Raw genomic sequence first — 17396 nt, 5'->3', positions numbered from 1 at the left:
GGCGCGTGATCGGCGGCCGCACCGTGTCGATGTTTCTCCCGGACATGGTGAAGCTCCTGCGCCGGGCCCCTGCACGCGCGACGGACGGCACCGCGCGACACCACCGGCCGCTGGGTCTGTGCCGTCCGCGATCGCGCGGTCGCGTCCCCGCCGTGCCACCGCACCCTCATATTCAGCCCGCCCCCGGAGTCGTGTCGTCGGACGTCTTCCCGCATCCGGTGCGGCATGCCCGGCCCGCTGCACCCTGTGCGGCGGGCGACGCCGCGCGCCTGCGCATGAGGTGCTGGGGCCGGGACGCCACCCGAACGTGTGATGGGTCGCCGGGGCGCGCGGAGGACGGCGGCCGCACGGCGAACCCGCAGCGCGCCGCCTCGTCCACCATGACCGCCACGAAGCGTTCCCCGAGGGGCGTCAGGGCCGGATGGGCCTGCAGGATGCGCAGGGCGTCGGTCACCTGACGGCCGTAGTGGTGCAACCGCGCGGACACCACACGGGCCTGTCCGCCCGTCAGCTCCCGCCGGCGGCGTCGCCAGAACTCCAGCAGCGCCAGGTGGGCGTGGGTTCCGGTGAGTACCGATCCGACGGGACGGGCGTCCTCGCGCCAGCCGACCTTCTGCAGGGTGCGGTCGTCCGGGTCCGCGAGGTGGGTCAGATCGGCGAGGGCGCCGAAAGCGATGTGCGCGCTCTCGTGCACCACGGTCTCGGCCAGCCGCACCGGGTCGGGGGTGAAGGACGCCGCGATCGCCCCGTACGCCTCGCGTGCCGAGGAACTCGTGCTCTTCCCGGTCCGCGGCGGCAGCAGCGGCACCAGCGCCGTCCACAGGGTGGCGCAGGCGGCGGCCCGTTCGGGGAGCAGACGGGTCACCACGTCCCACGCCGCGGCCACCGACATCTGCCACACGCGCAGCTGTGCGGCCGTCTGGCGGGGCAGCACCGGATGACCGTGCGCGTCACGGTAGGGGTCGCCGTCCTCAAAGGCCACCGACAACGCGGGTGCGCCGGCCGGCGACGCAGCGGTCACGTGGCGGGGCGGGCACCAGGCCGTGTCCCGGGCGGCCGCGTCCCCCCGTTCCCCGACGACGACCGGCGGCTGCCCGTCCGCTTCCAGGACACCGTCGCGCAGGCGCACCTCGTCCGCGTCCCCGGACAGCCGCAACGTCCCGACGGCCGGCAGCCAGAGCAGTGAGCCCGGTGCCGCGAGGACCACATCCTGGCGCAGCCCCGCGCGTAACCCCGCGGCGGCCGCCAGGCCGCCCAGCCGGGCGAGGTCCGCGCTCGCGTCGGTGGCCGGGCCCGGGCCGTGCAGCGCCCGCAGGCAGCGGCCCAGCCACACCCCGACATGGGGGTGCAGCAGCACCTCCTCGAAGGCCCGTACGTCCACCCGCCGGACGACGGCGCACTGTTCCCAGGCGGCCGCCCCGTGGGCGGCCCACAGCTCGGGCACGCCGTCGCGGGCCGCGTCGGCCACGCTCTTGAGCAGCAGCAGGCGCCGGGAGACCTGTCCGTCCCGCAGCACCCTCAGCGCCGTGGGGCACGGCCGGCAGGCCGCCAGACTCGCGAAGTCCTCGGCGGTCATCCGCAGCGTCGCCGGGGCCGTCACGAGGCGCTCCCGAGCAGGGCGGCGGCGTCGGCCTGGACGCGGTCCCGGATCCGGGAGGTGAGTACGCGCAGGTCGGCGCAGTAGACACTCGGGTTGGCGAAGCCGGTGCGCGGGTGGAAACGGTGGGCGCGCAGTCCGCCGCCGCACAGGTCCACGACCTCACATCCGTGGCAGGCGTCGGCGAGCGCCGCCAGACCGCCCCGGCGGGCGTCGGCCACCTCCGGATGCCGTGCGACGGTGTCGAAGTCGTGGGCGAAGACGTCGAGCCCGGTGGCGGCGGCGCCCTCCCGGGTGGCCTTCAGGGAATCGGACAGTTCGATCGTCCCGTCGCTCTCGACGACGAGGAAGTCGGTGTCCGCCAGTCCCACGCTCTCCGACCGGGCGAGGCCGCCGAGCGCGAGGTCCATGATGTCCTCGAAGAGACGGACCCTGGTCTCCTGGCGCGGTGCCGTGTACCACCGTTCGAATACGGCCAACAGCCAGTCGGCGTACGGCGTTCGGACCGGGTCGTGGCCGGGCGGGGGGTGCTCCCAGGTGGCGTGCGGTAAAAGGAAGTTGACGGCCGGCGGTTCCTGGGCGAGGAGTTCCTCGTAGACCCGCAGCGGCGGATTGGCGACGTCCACCGTGCACAACAAGCCCGCGAACAGCGTCTTGTTCTCGGGCCTGCGCAAGAGTTCCAACCCCCTCTGGACGGAGTCGTAGCTGCTCCGTCCGTTCCTGCCGCGCCTGTGACGGTCGTTGGCGTCGCGACCGCCGTCAAGAGAGACGCCGACCGACACGGCATGCCGGCGGAACACGTCCATCCATAAGGGACTGAGAAGAGTCGCATTGCTCTGCAGGGAAATACCACATTCGGCCACGCCGCGCAGCTCGCGTCTCACGGCCGTCACAAGGTGTTCGATTCGGGACGGTCCGGCGAGCAGCGGTTCGCCCCCGTGCAGCGTGATCCGGACCCGCGGCAGGGCGTGCCGACGGACGTACTCGCCCAGACGGAGGGCGAGTTGGTCCATGGTCGCGGTGGCCATGACGGACGGTTTGTGCCGCCAGCTGTGATCCCTCAGCTCGTAGACGTAGCAGTGGTCACAGGCCAGATTGCACGGCTGGGCGACCTTCACTATCCACTCGACGAAGGGCTTCGCTTCCCGCACGTGCCACCTCCCGCATGCGGCGCCCGGTCCTCTGAGCGACCGTCACAGTGCCGACGTGAACATGGCTACATCCACCCTCTGACGCCCCAGGGCATCCGACCGAACCCTCGTCACGGACCGCCCGAGCGCGTTGTCGGACATTTCGTCCAGCTCCACGGTCGGATCACCGCTCAGGTTCACCACATCGAACTCCACGTCACTCGACGGCGTCTCCATGGACCCCCCGGCCTCGCTCGACCCGCAAAGACCCGGGCGTGGCCCCGGATCCGCGGACTGTACGTGTGTCAGGCCACAACTCGGACTCCGTATGCCAAGTTGCGGACGGAGTGGTGCTGTTGTTCGGTTCTCGTCTCAGGGAAGCACATAGATCAACCAAGGGCCAGCGTGCGACGAACTCCCGGCGACCGTCTGCGGCTCGATCTGGTCAGCACTGCCAAGCCCTCCTGCCCTACGCGGTGTTGGCACCCGCGCTACGCCAAGTCACCATGAGTCTTCCCCCCTTCATGGCGAGGTGACGCATGACGGCCACGACCACTCCCGGACAGAACGTTCCGGGACCGGGCGCGCGGATAGGAGACGACGACCTGCCACCGTTGTTCCGCTCCAACGACCGGTGGGCACTGAACCGTCAGAGCGAATCGTTCCGCGCGACCCGGACCGAGCTGGCGCTGCTGCTCGTGGCGACCGGCTTCGCCACCCTGGCCGACCGCTTCAACAGCCACGTCCTCACCGCCCTGTCCGCCCTGCTGTACGGCCTCACGGTGATCGCCGGCATCGTCATCCGCCGGCGCCGGGCACGGGCCCACTGGCAGGCGCACCGCGACGCCGCCGAGACGGTGAAGTCGCTGGCCTGGCAGTACATGGTCCACGGCGGACCGTTCCACTCCGCCGTCCCCGACCCCGAAGGACTGTTCCACCAGCAACTGGAGGAACGGCTGCGCCCCTTGCGCCGGGTCGGCTGGCAGGAACCCTCCCACGACCCCGGCACCCCCTGGGTCCCGCCGAGCGGCCAGCGGCCGCAGGACCCGCGCTATCCGCAGATCACCCGCGCCATGCTGGCGGTACGCGCCCAGCCGTTCGCCGCCCGCAAGGACATCTACCTGCGCGACCGCGTCCTCGACCAGCTCGGCTGGTACGGCGGCCGGGCCGGCCAGGCGCACCGGTCCGCCACCGCCTGGTCCACGCTGACCGCGGCACTGACCCTGCTGGCCCTCACGGCCGCGGTGGCCAGAAGCACCGGCATAGCGGCGAACTGGGACCTGAGCGGCCTGCTGGCCGCCGCCGCGGCGGCCGGCGTCGCCTGGCTGGAGTCCCGACGGCACCATCCGCTCTCCTACGCGCACGAGCTGGTGCGCGAGGGACTGGAGACCCAGCGGGCCGCGCTGACCATGAGCGTGCCCGAGGAACAGTGGCCGCAGGCCGTGGCCGAGACCGAGCACCTGATGTCCCCCCAGCACACCGACTGGCTCGCCCGCTTCGGCGGATGAACCGGCCGCGGGCGGAGGCGAGTGAACCCTTCACACGGGAGGGGACTCTCCTCGGCGCGACACGAGCGGGCCCTTGCCTGAGAAGGCCGGCCCTCGGCGCGACACGGCCGGGCCCTTGCCTGAGATGGCCGGCCCTCGGCGCGACGCGCTTCGGCCCTCGACGGGCTTCGGCCCTCGTGAACCCGACCAGCCGCCCGGGGCTCCCGGCCCGAGCCCGGCCGAGCCGACTCGAACCCGTTCGGCAGGGCGACCCGGACCGTCGGAGGCTCAGGCCGCCTCGGGACGTTCCGTGAGTTCCGGGTCCGGCATGCGTGGGGGTGTGGAGATCACCGTCGCGGCCGCGCAGGACGCCAGCAGGTCGCGCATGGACACCCCGGACGCCCCGGGCACCGTGCGCGGCAGCGTCTCCGCCCGTTCCGGGAGCGATCGTTCGGTGGCCGACATGGACGCCTCCTGAGGTGCGGGGGCGGGCGTAGTTAGGTAGACCTAACCACGAGCTGGATACCATGTGACCACGCACAAGACACCGAACGCAACATCTTGCCGACGTCTTGTCGGAACGTTCACGCGAAACGACCGGTGTTCAGGCGGAGAGCACGCTCAGATCGACGGTCCCCCACCGCTCGCCGAGCCCGGCCACCGTGACGTGCCGCACCTCGTCCGCCGTGTCGCCGACGGCGCGGTGGATGACGACGTTCAGCCGGTCCTCGGTGAGCTCCTCCACCTTGCCCTCGCCCCACTCCACGACGATCACGGAGTCGGACAGCGAGACGTCGAGGTCGAGGTCCTCCATCTCGTCGAGTCCGCCGCCCAGCCGGTAGGCGTCGACGTGCACGAGGGGCGGCCCGTCACCCAGGGACGGGTGCACACGGGCGATCACGAAGGTCGGGGAGGTCACGGCCCCGCGCACACCGAGGCCCTCGCCCAGCCCTCGGGTGAGCGTCGTCTTGCCGGCGCCGAGTTCTCCGTTGAGCATCACGAGGTCACCGGCGCGCAGCAGCTTGGCCAGCCGGCGGCCGAGGTCCCGCATCTGCTCGGGGGACGTCACGGTGATGTCGGCTGAGGCCACGGACGGCACGGAGAACCCGGCCTCAGCCCGGTTGTGCGGTGCTGCTGGTGCTTCCATAGCCACCCACGGTAGCCCCTGCGGGTACGGCGCCCGCACGGGTGAGGAGGTCGGCGAGACGGTCGGTGACCACTTCCGGGTGCTCCAGCATCACCAGGTGCCCGGCGTCCGGCACGAGCACCAGCTCGGCCTCCGGCAGCAGGTCGGCGATGGCCTCGCTGTGCTCGCTGGGCGTGACCATGTCCTGCACCCCGGCCAGCACCAGCACCGGCATGTCCGTGAAGAGGGCCAGCGCCTCGGTCTTGTCGTGGTCGTCGAACGCCGGGTAGTACTCGGCGACCACGTCGATGGGCGTGCCCTCGATCATCCGTTCGGCGAACCGTACGACGGCCGGGTCGACGTCCTTCGAGGCGAACGAGTACCGCTTGATGATCCCGGCGAACAGATCGGCGGTGGCCCGCCGCCCCTTCTCCACCAGCGCCGCCTGCTGCCCGAGCGCCTTCAGCACTCCGGGCAGGATCCGCCGCACCGCGTTGACGCCGGCGACCGGAAGCCCGAAGTTGACCTCGCCGAGCCGCCCCGACGAGGTACCGACGAAGGCGGTGGCGACGACCCGGTCCCGGATCAGCTCGGGGAACTGGTCGGCGAAGGCCATCACGGTCATCCCGCCCATGGAGTGCCCGACCAGCACGATCGGCCCCTCGGGCACGGTCGCGTCGATGACGGCCTTCAGGTCCCGCCCCAGCTGCTCGATGTCGACCGGCACCCCGTCCTGTACCTGCCGCACCCCGCGCCCGGACCGCCCGTGGCTGCGCTGGTCCCAGTGCACGGTCCGTACGACGCCCCGGAGGGCCGCGCGCTGGAAGTGCCAGGAGTCCTGGCTGAGGCAGTAGCCGTGGCAGAAGACGACGGTGACGGGCGCGGGAGCCTTGCGGCCGAACAGCCGCCGCCGGCGCGGGCCGAGCGCGGGCACGGCGTCGGGGTCGACGTCGTCGACCTCGTAGTAGAGCTCGGTGCCGTCGTCGGCGTACGCCTTGCCGGGTGTGCCGCGCAGCGAGCCGTACGGTCCGGTCGCGTCGAGGGCGAGCCGGGCCTTTCTGCGCATGCCGCGTCCGACGGTGAGCCGCTCTATGGCGACGCCCGCCGCGGCGCCCGCGGCGACCACGCCTATCGCGGCGCCCGCGATGCCGGTCGCCCGGCGCCAGTTGGCGGCCGCCCCCGTGGCGGAGGCTACGGCTGCGACGGCCTCCGCACTGCTCTCGCTCACGTACCGCTCCTCTTCGCCGCACTCATGTTCGCTGGGTCGGGTGACGCCGGTGTCACCCGAGGGACTGCTGGTGTTACTGCCGGGACTGCTGGTGGTGCTGCACGGACTGCTGGTGGTGCTGACCTCGGCGGGGCGCCCCCCGTGCGGTTACCCCGCTTGTTCCTCATTCACGTAGACGCGAGGAACACGTGTTCCGATGCGCGTGACGATCTCGTACGCGATGGTGCCCGCGGCCTGCGCCCAGTCCTCGGCGGTGGGCTCGCCGCGGTCGCCGGGTCCGAACAGCACCGCCTCCGTGCCGACCGGGGGTTCGTCTCCCCCGAGGTCGACGACGAACTGGTCCATCGCCACCCGCCCCGCGACCGTCCGCCACTTGCCGTCGACCAGGACGGGCCCGGTGCCGGAGGCGTGCCGCGGGATGCCGTCGGCGTACCCGACCGGCACGAGTCCGAGGGTCGTGGCGCCCGGAGTGATGTAGTGATGCCCGTAACTGACGCCGTGACCCCCCGGAACGCGCTTCACGAGGGCGATGTTCGCCGCGAGCGTCATCACGGGCCGCAGTCCGAAGTCGGCGGGCGTGCCGACCTCGGGGCTCGGCGAGATGCCGTACAGGGCGATACCGGTCCGAACGAGGTCGAAGTGGGACTCGGGGAGCGTGAGGGTGGCCGGCGAGTTGGCGATGTGCCGCACCTCGGGGCGGACGCCCTGCTGCTCGGCGTACGCGAGCATCTCGCGGAAGAGGGTCAGCTGGGCGGCGACGGAGGGGTGCCCGGGTTCGTCGGCGCAAGCGAAGTGGGACCACAGCCCGGTGATCCGGAGGAGTCCGTCGGCCTCGGCGCGCAGGGCGGCCGCGACCAGTTCGGCCCAGTCCTCCCCCGGCTGGCAGCCGTTCCTGCCGAGCCCGGTGTCTGCCTTGAGCTGCACGCGCGCGGGGAGGCCCGCCTCCCGTGCCGCCGCGGTGACCTCCTGCAGGGCCCACATGCCGCTCAGCGACACGTCGATGCCGGCCTCGATCGCCGCCCGCCAGGGCCCGCCCGGCGTCCACAGCCAGCACATGAGCCGGCCGTCGAGCCCCGCCTCACGCAGCGCGAGGGCCTCCTCGGGCGTGGCGGTGCCGAGCCAGGCGGCTCCCGCCTCGACGGCCGCGCGGGCGCACGGCACCGCGCCGTGGCCGTACGCGTCCGACTTGACCACGGCCATGAGCTGCGCTCCCCGCGCGCGGGCACGCAGGGTCCGCACATTGGCGCGCAGAGCGCCCAGGTCGATCTCGGCGCGGGCCCGCAGGGGCGCGGTCGGGGCAGTGGCTGTCTCAGTCATGGCGCCCCCAGTGTCTCAGAGGGGTCCGACAACCCCGGCGGACGGCTACGCTCCGGGCCGCCGCCCCCACACGTACACGTGGTCCCCGGTCTTCAGCACACCCCAGAGCTTCCGCGCGTCCGCGAGCCTCAGATTCACGCAACCCCATGATCCGACCGTCGTGTAGATGCTCCCGTAGACGGCGTGGAAGGCCTGCCCGCCGCTGAAGAACTGGGCATAGGGCATGGGCGAGTTGTAGAGCGTGGACCAGTGGTTCTTGTGCTTCCAGTAGATCTTGAACCAGCCGGTACGGGTCCGGTGCCCCGCCCGCCCGCTCCGCATCGGCACGGGCCCGTAGAGGACCTTCTTCCCCTTCTGCACCCAGGTGAGCTGCCGGTCGAGATCGACGCAGGCGACGCGGTAGCCGCGCACGGGACACTTCCCGGCGGCGTTGGGGTTCTTCCGCGCTCCGATCAGCTGCATGGTGGCCCAGGTGACGGATCCGGCGAACCCGATGGCGGGCTTGATCCCGTGCCTGACCTGGAAGGCCTGGATGGCCCGGCAGTCGGCGGCCGACTGCTTGCCGTCCACCTTCAGCTTCAGCCATCGCTCGACGCCCCGCTGGTAGGGCCCGGTCCGCTTGCTGCAGGCGACCTTCTGGACGGCGTCGGCGAGCGGCACGTACTCGACGAGGTCGTACGTCCCCGGGGCGGCGTCCGGCGGCTCGACGGCGTCCTCCTCGGCGCTCGGTGTGTACACCTTGGGCGAGAGCACCTGGTCGGGCGTGTCGATCTGCCAGGCCTGGGCGGGGCCCGGCGGAACCCCGGGGACGAGCTCGACCTCCGGCCCCGGAGCGTGCACCGGCGGTGCGGGGGCGGCGAGGGCGGTGGTGGCGAGCGCGGTGGTGCCGACGGGCAGGCCGGTGACGGCGGCGAGCACGACGGCGAGGCCGCGGCACGCGATACGCCTTCTGATTCTGATCATCCCATCAGAAGAACGCGCGGGACCGGCGCGACCGGGGTGCCGCGCGGCGGGGTCACCCTTTCCGCCGAGCCCGCCGGGGGTGACGGGGCTTCAGTCCCGTACGTCGCGCTGGGCCGCCAGTCGGTTCCGTACGCGGCGCGGGGCCGCCAGCCAGTTCCGTACGCGGCGCCGGGCCGCCAGTAAGTTCCGTACGCGGCGCCGGGCCGTCGGTTCCGTATGCGGCGCCGGGCCCGCCAGTCAGTCCCGTACGTCGCGCCAGGCCGCCGGGATCGCCTCCGCGACGTCGTGGGCGCCGGCCGGTGCCCCGTGCGCGGCGAACCGTCCGGCCAGCCCGTGCAGATAGGCCGCGACGCTCCCCGCGTCCAGCGCGCTGAGTCCGGAGGCCAGCAGCGACCCCGCGAGCCCCGACAGCACGTCCCCACTTCCGGCCGTGGCCAGCCACGCCGTCCCGGTCGCGTTGACCCGTACCGCCCCTCCCCCCGAGTCGGCGACCAGCGTGGTGGACCCCTTGAGCAGAACGGTGGCGCCGTAACGGGCGGCGAGTTCACGCGCGGAGGCGAGCCGCGCCCCCTCGACCTCCTCCCGCGCCACCCCGAGCAGCGCGGCGGCCTCCCCGGCGTGCGGGGTCATCAACGTCGGCGCCGTACGCCCCCGTACGGCATCGCGCTCCGCCAGCCGCAGCCCGTCCGCGTCGACGAGCACGGGTACGTCCGTCTCCAGCACCTCGGCGACGGTCGCCGCGTCGTCCCCGGCGCCCGGTCCCACGACCCACGCCTGCACGCGCCCCGCCTTCTGCGGCCCCTGGTCCGATACCAGCGTCTCCGGGAACCGGGCGAGGACGGCGTCCCCGGCGGGCCCGACGTACCGTACGGCCCCCGCGCCACCCCGCAGCGCCCCCGACACGGCGAGCACGGCCGCGCCCGGATACCGCACGGACCCGGCGGCGATCCCGACGACCCCGCGCCGGTACTTGTCGCTCTCGGCCCCGGGCACGGGCAGCAGCGCGGCGACGTCGGCGTGCTGCAGGGCTTCCAGTTCGGGTTCGAGGGGCAGCACGTCCGCCAGCCCGATATCGACCAGCCGCACCGACCCGGCGTACTCGCGCGCGGGATCGATCAGCAGCCCGGGCTTGTGCGTCCCGAACGTGACAGTGAGGTCGGCCCGCACCGCCTCCCCCCGCACCTCACCGCTGTCCACGTCGACCCCGCTGGGCAGATCGACGGCGACGACGGTAACGCGGGCGTCCGCGACGATCGCGGCCAACTTCGCCGCCCCGGGCCGGAGTCCACCCTTGCCGCCGATCCCGACGATGCCGTCGACGACGAGATCGGCACGGAGGACCGCCTCTTCGACGGCCGCGGCGGTGGTGGTCCCACCCACGGCCGCTGCGGTGGTGGTCGTACCCACGGCCGCGGCGGTGGCGGTCAACCCCTTGGCCGCAGCGGTGGTCGTCGTCTCCCCGCCCCCGCCGGGGCCCGCGTCGAGGACCCGCCCCCCGGCCCGCCGCAACGCCGCGAGCCCCCCGGCGTGCGCCCGCTCGGGGGCGAGCAGCAGCGCCGTGACTCCCGCGCCCCGCCGGGCGAGCCGGGCGCCCGCGTACAGGGCGTCACCCCCGTTGTCCCCGCTCCCGACGAGCAGCACGACGCGGCTGCCGTAGACCCGCCCGAGCATCTCGGCGCAGGCGGCGGCGAGCCCGGCCGCGGCCCGCTGCATCAACGCCCCCTCGGGAAGCCGCGCCATGAGCTCCCGCTCGGCGTTCCTGACCGTCTCCACGCTGTAGGCAGTACGCATGCGACCGAGTCTCCCCCGCCGACGCCCCGCCCCGCACCCCAGGCCGCCCGCCGAACGGACGGACTGTCAGTGGCGGCTGCCATGATCGGCCGTATGGGAGTCATCTACGGCTATTACGCCGCTGCGGACGACGGGGACGCCGCCGGGGCGATCGTGCGCGAGGACGAGGAGCCCTTCGGGGCGGGGTACGACGAGGTGGAGGTGAAGGGCATGGACCCGATGGTCGACCTGCTGCCCGCCGAGACCCTCATCACCGGCCTGTCGGAGGAGACGGTCAGGTCCGACCCCCGCCGCGGTGAGCTGATCGCCATGGTCGCGGACGGAGAAGCGGTCAGCCTCTCCCTCACGGACACCTTCCGCGACGCCCTCGCGGCCTTCGACAAACACCTGCTCGACGCCGTCGCCGAAGGCTGGGCGGCCTCGGGCGACTTCCCCACCCCACCGGACCCGTCCGACCTGGCCGACTTCCTCCGCGCCCTGTCCGGCTTGGCGGAACGGGCGGTGGGGCGGGGGCACGGCTCTTGTACTGCTGGATGTGCGTTTGACATGCTCCTCGCCCTGAAGGGCGAGGATTGTGGCCTTTCCCACCGGTTGCTGTGCCGCTACGCGGCACGGTTTCCGGTGGGGAATCCGTGGCTTCCTGTTTCTTCGCGCTGTGCCAGAACGGGTTCTGGTCTTACCGGCGCTCCGCAGGCTGATACCGCCAGTCCGGCGGCCTGTTTCACGTTGAGTGCGGCGTTGTGGTCCCGGTCGTGGACCGTGCCGCAGGCGGTACAGGTCCATTCCCGGATGTGCAGGGGTTTGGGACCGTCCTTGATCCCGCAGGTGGAGCAGACCTGACTCGTCGGCTCGTACCGGCCGGTCTTGATGAGGGTGCGTCCGTACCGTTCCGCTTTGTATTCCAGCATGGTCACGAACGCCGTCCAGCCGGCGTCGTGGACGGACTTGGCCAGCCTGGTGCGCGCCAGTCCCGCCACCGACAGGTCCTCCACGGCGATTGCTTGGTTCTCGGAGATCAGCCGGGTGGAGAGCTGGTGGTGGAACTCTTTGCGGGCGTCGGTGACCTTGGCGTGGGCGCGGGCGGCCTTGAGGCGTGCCTTCTCGCGGTTTTTCGATCCTTTCTGTTTGCGGGACAGGTCGTTCTGGGCCTTCTTGAGCTTCTTCTCCGCCCGGCGCAGGAACCGGGGTGAGTCGATCTTCGTGCCGTCGGAGAGGACGGCGAAGTGGGTGAGCCCGAGGTCGATGCCGATGCTTTGGTCCGACTCGGGCATCCGGGCGGCGTCTTCGGCGGGGTCGGTGTCGATGACGAAGGAGGCGAAGAACCTGCCGGCCGCGTCCTTGATGACGGTGACGGAGGTGGGGGTGGCGGGCAGGGTGCGGGACCACTTCACCTTCACCGCCCCGATCTTCGGCAGGTTCAGGCGCCCTTTGCCGGTGATGTTCCACCGGGCGTTCGCGGTGAACCGGATCGACTGCCGGGCATCCTTGCGGGACTTGAACCGGGGCGCACCCAGCTTCGGGCCCTTGCGGGCGCCCTTCAGGGAGGCGAAGAAGTTCTTGTAGGCGGCCTCTGCGTCGCGCAGCGACTGCTGCAGGACGACCGCGGAGACCTCACCCAGCCAGGACCGCTCCACCGTCTGCTTCGCCTCGGTAATCAGCCTCTTCGACAGCTCTGCGGCCTTAGGGAACGGCTGCTCGGCCACTCTGGCCTCCTCACGGGCACGCACCGCGTCGTTGAACACGACACGGGCACACCCGAACGCCCTCGCCAACGCCCTCTGCTGGCCGGCATCCGGGTACAGCCTGAAGGCGTACCTGAGCTGCATGACCCTCACGGTACATACGTGGGTTATGGGCGAGATGCAGAAGATCAGAACTGGTAGGCACTGTGCTTTCGTGATGCACGTCCACTTGGTCTTCGTGACCAGGTTCCGGCACAAGGTGTTCACCGATGCCCACGTGAGGCGCATGGAGGAGATCATGCGGTCGGTGTGCACGGACTTCGAGTGCGAGCTGGCGGAGTTCAACGGCGAGGACAACGGCGAGGACAACCACGTCCACCTCCTGGTGAACTTCCCGCCCAAGGTCGCCGTGACCAAATTGGTCAACTCCCTCAAGGGTGTCTCCTCCCGCCGCCTGCGCCTGGGGGCACCTCCCGGCCGAAGGCTGGGGGAGAGTTCCCCGACCTGGTACGCCACTACTGGCGGGCCAACAAGCTGTGGTCCGGCTCCTCCTTCGCCAAAACCGTCGGCGGCGCCCCGCTCACCGTGGTCAGGCAGTACATCGAACAGCAGAACAGGCCGGTATGAGCGTTCCCCGGCTCCGCCGGGGTGGGCCGTCATGACGCTTCGCGTCATGAGGGACGAATGCGCCATCTCCGGCTCCGCCGGAGCAGACGCGGCGACGCTCCGCGTCGCCACCATCAGATTCGCTTCACCCCCGGCGTGAACACCGAGGCACTCCGAATGAATCCCGATAGCCCGCGGCACGGCCGCGACGGCAGACCCCGCCGCTCGCCTTGGTCACCCCTCGGCGACGACGACCGCCGAAGCCACCCCTGCATCATGACTGAGCGACACATGCCAGGACCTCACGCCCAGTTCCGCCGCCCGAGCCGCGACGGTCCCCTTCACCCGCAACCGCGGCTGCCCGCTGTCCTCGACATACACCTCGGCATCGGTCCAGTGCAGCCCCGCCGGCGCCCCGAGCGCCTTGGCCAGCGCCTCCTTGGCGGCGAACCGAGCGGCAAGCGAGGCAACCCCCCGCCGCTCCCCACTCGCCAGCAACAACTCGCTCTCCACGAACAGCCGCTCCGCCATCCCGGGCGTCCGCTTCAGCGACGCCTCGAACCGCGCGATCTCAGCCACGTCGATCCCGACGCCGATGATGCTCATGCGGGCACTCTATTCCTGCAGCGCCCCCGCACCCTCGCTGAACAGGGCTTCCACGCACTCGACGGTCCGGGCCCGGCGGAGCCAGTCGTCAAGGCGAGCGGGGTCTGAACAGCTGGTGATGCGCTCACGGGCAAAGCCGGGGACGGGGAGCCGTCGTACGTCCAGCACGACCAGGATTCCCTTGGCGATCCCCTCCGCCAGGCCTGCGGCGTACCCGGATGCCCACGCCTCGACGTACTCTCGCGGCCGCCTCTCGATCACGCCCCTCAAATACGCGATCTCCCATGGAGACAATCCCTCCCGCTTGAGGATCTCCTTGCACCTTCTGCGGAGTTCGGTCATGGCGGTCTGGGACGGGAGCCCCAAGGCCATGGCCGCCATGAGCGACATGGAAATGCCGGAGACCTCTTCCTGCAGCGTCGGGGGCAGGCTTCGCTGATTTCCTTGATCAGAGGAGCAACGAGATGGTTCAGCGGCGCGAACCAACCGCCCGTCAGATGCGCCTCGGGATCGAACTGCGCCGACTTCGTGAGGCGGCAGGACTGACCGCCGTCGAGGCGGCGGCGCTGCTCGGCGCGAACCGTGTCCAGATGAGCCACATCGAATCCGGACTCGTCGGCGTGAGCGAGGAACGGGTCCGCCGTCTCGCATCCCATTACGCCTGCACCGACCGGGAGTTCGTCGACGCGCTGGTCGCGATGGCAACCGACCGGACGCGCGGCTGGTGGGAGGAGTACCGCGGACGGCTCCCCACGTCGTTCCTGGACCTCTCCGAACTGAACCACCACGCGTCGTTCCGCCGCGACGTGGCCGTCCTTTACGTCCCCGGCCTTCTGCAGACGGAGGACTACGCCCGCGCCGTCTTCTCCGGCCGAGTTCCCGAACTCACCGATGAGGAGCGGGACTTGCGTGTGCGGCATCGCATGGCGGGCCAAGAGCTCACCGTCCCGTACGAGTTGGTGATCCACGAAGCCGCCCTGCGCATCAGGGTCAGCGACCGAGCCACCTCCCGGGCGCAACTCACCAAGCTTCGGGAGCTGTCCGAAGCGGACCACGTCACCGTGCGCGTGATCCCCTTCGACCTGGACGGATTCGCCACAGCCGCCAGCACCATGACGTATGTCGGCGGGCCGGTGGCCAAGTTGGACACGGTCGTACGGGACGTTCCGCACGGTTCGGCCTTCATCGACTCCGCAGCACAGCTCAGCGCCTTTCGAACTCGCTTCCGTAAGGTGGAAGCCGTGTCCCTCGACCCCGTACGGTCGCGTGACTTCATCCACCGGCTGGCGAAAGAGCTGTGAGGCATCCCATGGACAACTGGCGGAAGTCGTCCTACTCGGGCCCCGACGACGGCAACGAATGCGTGGAAGTGGCCCACTCCCCCACCCACATATCCGTCCGCGACTCCAAGGCCCCCACCCGGGCCACCCTCACCTTCCCCGCCGCCGCCTTCACCCTCTTCCTGCAAGCCCTCGACACCCCCAAGATCATCGACAGCCCCTCCTCCCAGTAGCCTTTGCGGTGACCATCGCAAGTAACGGGAGGAAACAGCCTTGAAGTTGAAGTCTCTGGGCACCGCACTCGCCACCGCCGCCCTCGTCGGTACGGCCCTCACCGGCACCGTCGCCACCGCCGGGACCGCCGCCGCGGCGACCCTGCCGACGGACTGCAGCAAGGCGCTCGTCAACGTCAAGCCCAAGGAGACCGTCAACGTCCGCACCTCGCCGAAGACCAGTGCCACGGCCATCGGCATCTGGGCCAAGGGCGCGAAGGGCGCCGTCTGCAACGACGGCAAGTCCTACAAGGGCGGCTCGTACACGGCCTGCGGCAAGACGAGCAACCAGTGGCTCTACGGCGGCGACACGAAGAACGGCTGGGTGCCGAAGACCTGCTTCGCCATCTGACCGGGATCTGACCGGGATCTGATCGGGTCCGGATGACTGAGGGGCGTACGGCATGCCTCGCGGCCGTACGCCCCTTTCCGCGCCCGGGGGCTCTACCCCCGCCCGCTCACTCCACCGTCACCGACTTCGCCAGGTTCCGCGGCTGGTCCACCTCGTTGCCGCGGGCCGTCGCCAGTTCGCAGGCGAACACCTGCAACGGGACCGTGGCGACCAGCGGCTGGAGGAGGGTGGGAGTCGCCGGGATGCGGATCAGGTGGTCGGCGTACGGCACCACCGCCTCGTCCCCCTCCTCCGCGATCACGATGGTCCGCGCACCCCGCGCCCGGATCTCCTGGATGTTGGACACGATCTTGTCGTGGAGGACGGAGCGGCCCCGGGGCGAGGGCACCACGACCACCACCGGCAGATCCTCCTCGATCAGCGCGATCGGCCCGTGCTTCAGCTCGCCCGCCGCGAAGCCCTCGGCGTGCATGTAGGCGAGTTCCTTGAGCTTCAACGCGCCTTCCAGGGCCACCGGGTAGCCGACGTGCCGCCCGAGGAAGAGCACCGTTTTCTTGTCGGCGAGGGAGCGCGCCAGCGCCCGTACCGGCTCCATCGTCTCCAGGACGCGCTCGACCTCGACCGAGATCCGGGCGAGGTCGCGGATGACGGCGCCGATCTCGTCACCCCACTTGGTGCCGCGCACCTGGCCCAGGTACAGGGCGACCAGGTAGCAGGCGACCAGCTGGGTGAGGAACGCCTTCGTCGACGCGACCGCCACCTCCGGACCGGCGTGGGTGTAGAGCACTCCGTCCGACTCGCGGGGGATGGTCGAGCCGTTGGTGTTGCAGATGGCCAGCACCTTGGAGCCTTGCTCGCGTGCGTGCCGCAGGGCCATCAGCGTGTCCATCGTCTCGCCGGACTGGGAGATGGCGATCACGAGCGACCGTGCGCCCAGGATCGGGTCCCGGTAGCGGAACTCGCTCGCCAGCTCCACCTCGCACGGGATGCGCGTCCAGTGCTCGATGGCGTACTTGGCGATCAGCCCGGCATGGAAGGCCGTACCGCAGGCGACGATGACGACCTTGTCGACCTCGCGCAGCTCCGAGGCGCTGATCCGCACCTCGTCCAGCGTCAGCGAGCCGCCGGCGTCGATGCGGCCGAGCAGCGTGTCGGCGACCGCCTTGGGCTGCTCGGCGATCTCCTTGAGCATGAAGTAGTCATAGCCCCCCTTTTCCGCGGCGGAGGCGTCCCAGTCCACGTGATAGGAACGGACCTCCGCGGGCGCGCCGTCGAAGCCTGTCACCGTCGCGCCGTCGCGGCGCAGCTCGACGACCTGGTCCTGGCCCAGCTCGATCGCCGACCGCGTGTGGGCGATGAACGCGGCGACGTCGGAGGCCAGGAACGCCTCACCCTCACCAAGGCCCACCACCAGCGGGGAGTTCCGCCGCGCGCCCACGACCACGTCGGGTTCGTCGGCGTGCACCGCCACGAGCGTGAACGCGCCCTCCAGGCGCCGGCACACCAGCCGCATGGCCTCGCCGAGATCGGCGCAGGACGAGAACTCCTCGGCGAGCAGGTGTGCGACGACCTCGGTGTCGGTCTCGGAGGCGAGGTCGTGGCCGCGCTCCGCCAACTCCGCCCGCAGCCCGGCGAAGTTCTCGATGATCCCGTTGTGGACGACCGCGACCCGCCCCGCGTTGTCGAGATGCGGATGCGCGTTCGCGTCGGTCGGTCCGCCGTGCGTGGCCCACCGCGTGTGCCCGATGCCGGTCGAACCCGACGGCAACGGCCGGTCGACCAGTTCCTTCTCCAGGTTCACCAGCTTTCCGGCCTTCTTGGCCGCAGCCAGCCCTCCGTCCGACAGCACGGCGACACCCGCCGAGTCGTACCCCCGGTACTCCAGCCGCTTCAGCCCGGCCATCACGACATCAAGCGCCGACTGCGACCCCACGTATCCCACGATTCCGCACATGGCCC

18 protein-coding genes and 1 pseudogene are annotated in these 17396 nt (G+C 71.2%); 5 read left to right on the top strand and 14 right to left on the bottom strand.

Translation table 11 applies throughout. The features are described 5' to 3' along the window. Positions 1 to 172: 172 nt before the first annotated feature. The 3 genes from MKW14_RS41275 to fxsA are packed head-to-tail and all read right to left on the bottom strand — an operon-like array spanning position 173 to position 2964. Positions 173 to 1600, bottom strand: a complete 1428-nt coding sequence (locus tag MKW14_RS41275; protein WP_240863477.1) for an aKG-HExxH-type peptide beta-hydroxylase — start codon at positions 1598 to 1600, stop codon at positions 173 to 175. Further along, positions 1597 to 2748: an FxsB family cyclophane-forming radical SAM/SPASM peptide maturase gene (locus tag MKW14_RS17625; protein WP_240863476.1), complete on the bottom strand. Its 1152-nt coding sequence runs from the start codon at positions 2746 to 2748 to the stop codon at positions 1597 to 1599. The genes MKW14_RS41275 and MKW14_RS17625 overlap by 4 nt, the downstream gene beginning before the upstream one ends. Before the next feature lie 42 nt (positions 2749 to 2790). Then, entirely contained in the window at positions 2791 to 2964 is a 174-nt protein-coding gene (gene fxsA / locus MKW14_RS40915) for an FxSxx-COOH cyclophane-containing RiPP peptide (RefSeq protein WP_276621003.1), read from the bottom strand. Between the two features lie 377 nt (positions 2965 to 3341). On the opposite strand from fxsA, the gene MKW14_RS17615 reads away from it, so the two are divergent. Beyond that, entirely contained in the window at positions 3342 to 4235 is an 894-nt protein-coding gene (locus tag MKW14_RS17615) for a DUF4231 domain-containing protein (protein ID WP_240863605.1), read from the top strand. Between the two features lie 267 nt (positions 4236 to 4502). Here the strand turns inward: MKW14_RS17615 and MKW14_RS17610 are convergent, their stop codons facing one another. The 8 genes from MKW14_RS17610 to MKW14_RS17575 all read right to left on the bottom strand — a co-directional run bounded on the left by MKW14_RS17610 (position 4503) and on the right by MKW14_RS17575 (position 12465). After that, entirely contained in the window at positions 4503 to 4679 is a 177-nt protein-coding gene (locus MKW14_RS17610) for a hypothetical protein (protein WP_240863475.1), read from the bottom strand. 139 nt (positions 4680 to 4818) lie between these two features. Further along, positions 4819 to 5361 (bottom strand): tRNA (adenosine(37)-N6)-threonylcarbamoyltransferase complex ATPase subunit type 1 TsaE, encoded by a 543-nt coding sequence (gene tsaE / locus MKW14_RS17605; protein WP_240863474.1) that lies wholly within the window; start codon positions 5359 to 5361, stop codon positions 4819 to 4821. Beyond that, entirely contained in the window at positions 5327 to 6568 is a 1242-nt protein-coding gene (locus tag MKW14_RS17600) for an alpha/beta fold hydrolase (RefSeq protein WP_240863473.1), read from the bottom strand. Before MKW14_RS17600 ends, tsaE begins: the two co-directional genes overlap by 35 nt. 147 nt (positions 6569 to 6715) lie before the next feature. Next, the gene (gene alr, locus MKW14_RS17595; protein WP_240863472.1) at positions 6716 to 7885 is read right to left on the bottom strand and encodes an alanine racemase; all 1170 of its coding nucleotides are present in this window, start codon (positions 7883 to 7885) and stop codon (positions 6716 to 6718) included. 45 nt (positions 7886 to 7930) lie between these two features. Then, complete coding sequence (locus MKW14_RS17590) at positions 7931 to 8848, bottom strand: L,D-transpeptidase (protein ID WP_240863471.1); 918 nt, start codon at positions 8846 to 8848, stop codon at positions 7931 to 7933. Positions 8849 to 9085: 237 nt separating this feature from the next. Further along, on the bottom strand, positions 9086 to 10639 hold the full coding sequence (locus MKW14_RS17585; protein ID WP_240863470.1) for an NAD(P)H-hydrate dehydratase: 1554 nt from the start codon (positions 10637 to 10639) through the stop codon (positions 9086 to 9088). A 113-nt stretch (positions 10640 to 10752) separates the two neighbouring features. Further along, on the bottom strand, positions 10753 to 10986 hold the full coding sequence (locus MKW14_RS17580; protein ID WP_240863469.1) for a hypothetical protein: 234 nt from the start codon (positions 10984 to 10986) through the stop codon (positions 10753 to 10755). A 255-nt stretch (positions 10987 to 11241) separates the two neighbouring features. Then, positions 11242 to 12465: an RNA-guided endonuclease InsQ/TnpB family protein gene (locus MKW14_RS17575; protein ID WP_240863468.1), complete on the bottom strand. Its 1224-nt coding sequence runs from the start codon at positions 12463 to 12465 to the stop codon at positions 11242 to 11244. Between the two features lie 25 nt (positions 12466 to 12490). On the opposite strand from MKW14_RS17575, the pseudogene tnpA reads away from it, so the two are divergent. Beyond that, positions 12491 to 12948: pseudogene (gene tnpA, locus MKW14_RS17570) on the top strand (IS200/IS605 family transposase). Positions 12949 to 13161: 213 nt separating this feature from the next. Here the strand turns inward: tnpA and MKW14_RS17565 are convergent. Both MKW14_RS17565 and MKW14_RS17560 read right to left on the bottom strand, forming a co-directional pair. Next, positions 13162 to 13533 carry a holo-ACP synthase gene (locus tag MKW14_RS17565; protein WP_240863467.1) on the bottom strand — a complete coding sequence of 124 codons (372 nt, stop codon included), beginning with the start codon at positions 13531 to 13533 and terminating at the stop codon, positions 13162 to 13164. Between the two features lie 9 nt (positions 13534 to 13542). Further along, positions 13543 to 13914, bottom strand: a complete 372-nt coding sequence (locus tag MKW14_RS17560) for a hypothetical protein (protein ID WP_240863466.1) — start codon at positions 13912 to 13914, stop codon at positions 13543 to 13545. An 83-nt stretch (positions 13915 to 13997) separates the two neighbouring features. On the opposite strand from MKW14_RS17560, the gene MKW14_RS17555 reads away from it, so the two are divergent. The 3 genes from MKW14_RS17555 to MKW14_RS17545 are packed head-to-tail and all read left to right on the top strand — an operon-like array spanning position 13998 to position 15437. Continuing rightward, positions 13998 to 14834: a helix-turn-helix domain-containing protein gene (locus MKW14_RS17555; protein ID WP_240863465.1), complete on the top strand. Its 837-nt coding sequence runs from the start codon at positions 13998 to 14000 to the stop codon at positions 14832 to 14834. An 8-nt stretch (positions 14835 to 14842) separates the two neighbouring features. After that, the gene (locus tag MKW14_RS17550) at positions 14843 to 15046 is read left to right on the top strand and encodes a DUF397 domain-containing protein (protein WP_240863464.1); all 204 of its coding nucleotides are present in this window, start codon (positions 14843 to 14845) and stop codon (positions 15044 to 15046) included. A gap of 40 nt (positions 15047 to 15086) precedes the next feature. After that, entirely contained in the window at positions 15087 to 15437 is a 351-nt protein-coding gene (locus tag MKW14_RS17545; RefSeq protein ID WP_240863463.1) for a hypothetical protein, read from the top strand. A 106-nt stretch (positions 15438 to 15543) separates the two neighbouring features. Here the strand turns inward: MKW14_RS17545 and glmS are convergent, their stop codons facing one another. After that, positions 15544 to 17391, bottom strand: a complete 1848-nt coding sequence (gene glmS / locus MKW14_RS17540; protein WP_240863462.1) for a glutamine--fructose-6-phosphate transaminase (isomerizing) — start codon at positions 17389 to 17391, stop codon at positions 15544 to 15546. Between the last annotated feature and the right edge of the window lie 5 nt (positions 17392 to 17396).

Origin of the sequence: Streptomyces gilvus (assembly GCF_022513565.1) — a bacterium.
Lineage (GTDB): Bacteria > Actinomycetota > Actinomycetes > Streptomycetales > Streptomycetaceae > Streptomyces > Streptomyces gilvus.
Note: the sequence above shows the minus strand (reverse complement) of the source record. Positions and strands in the feature narration are given on the sequence as shown.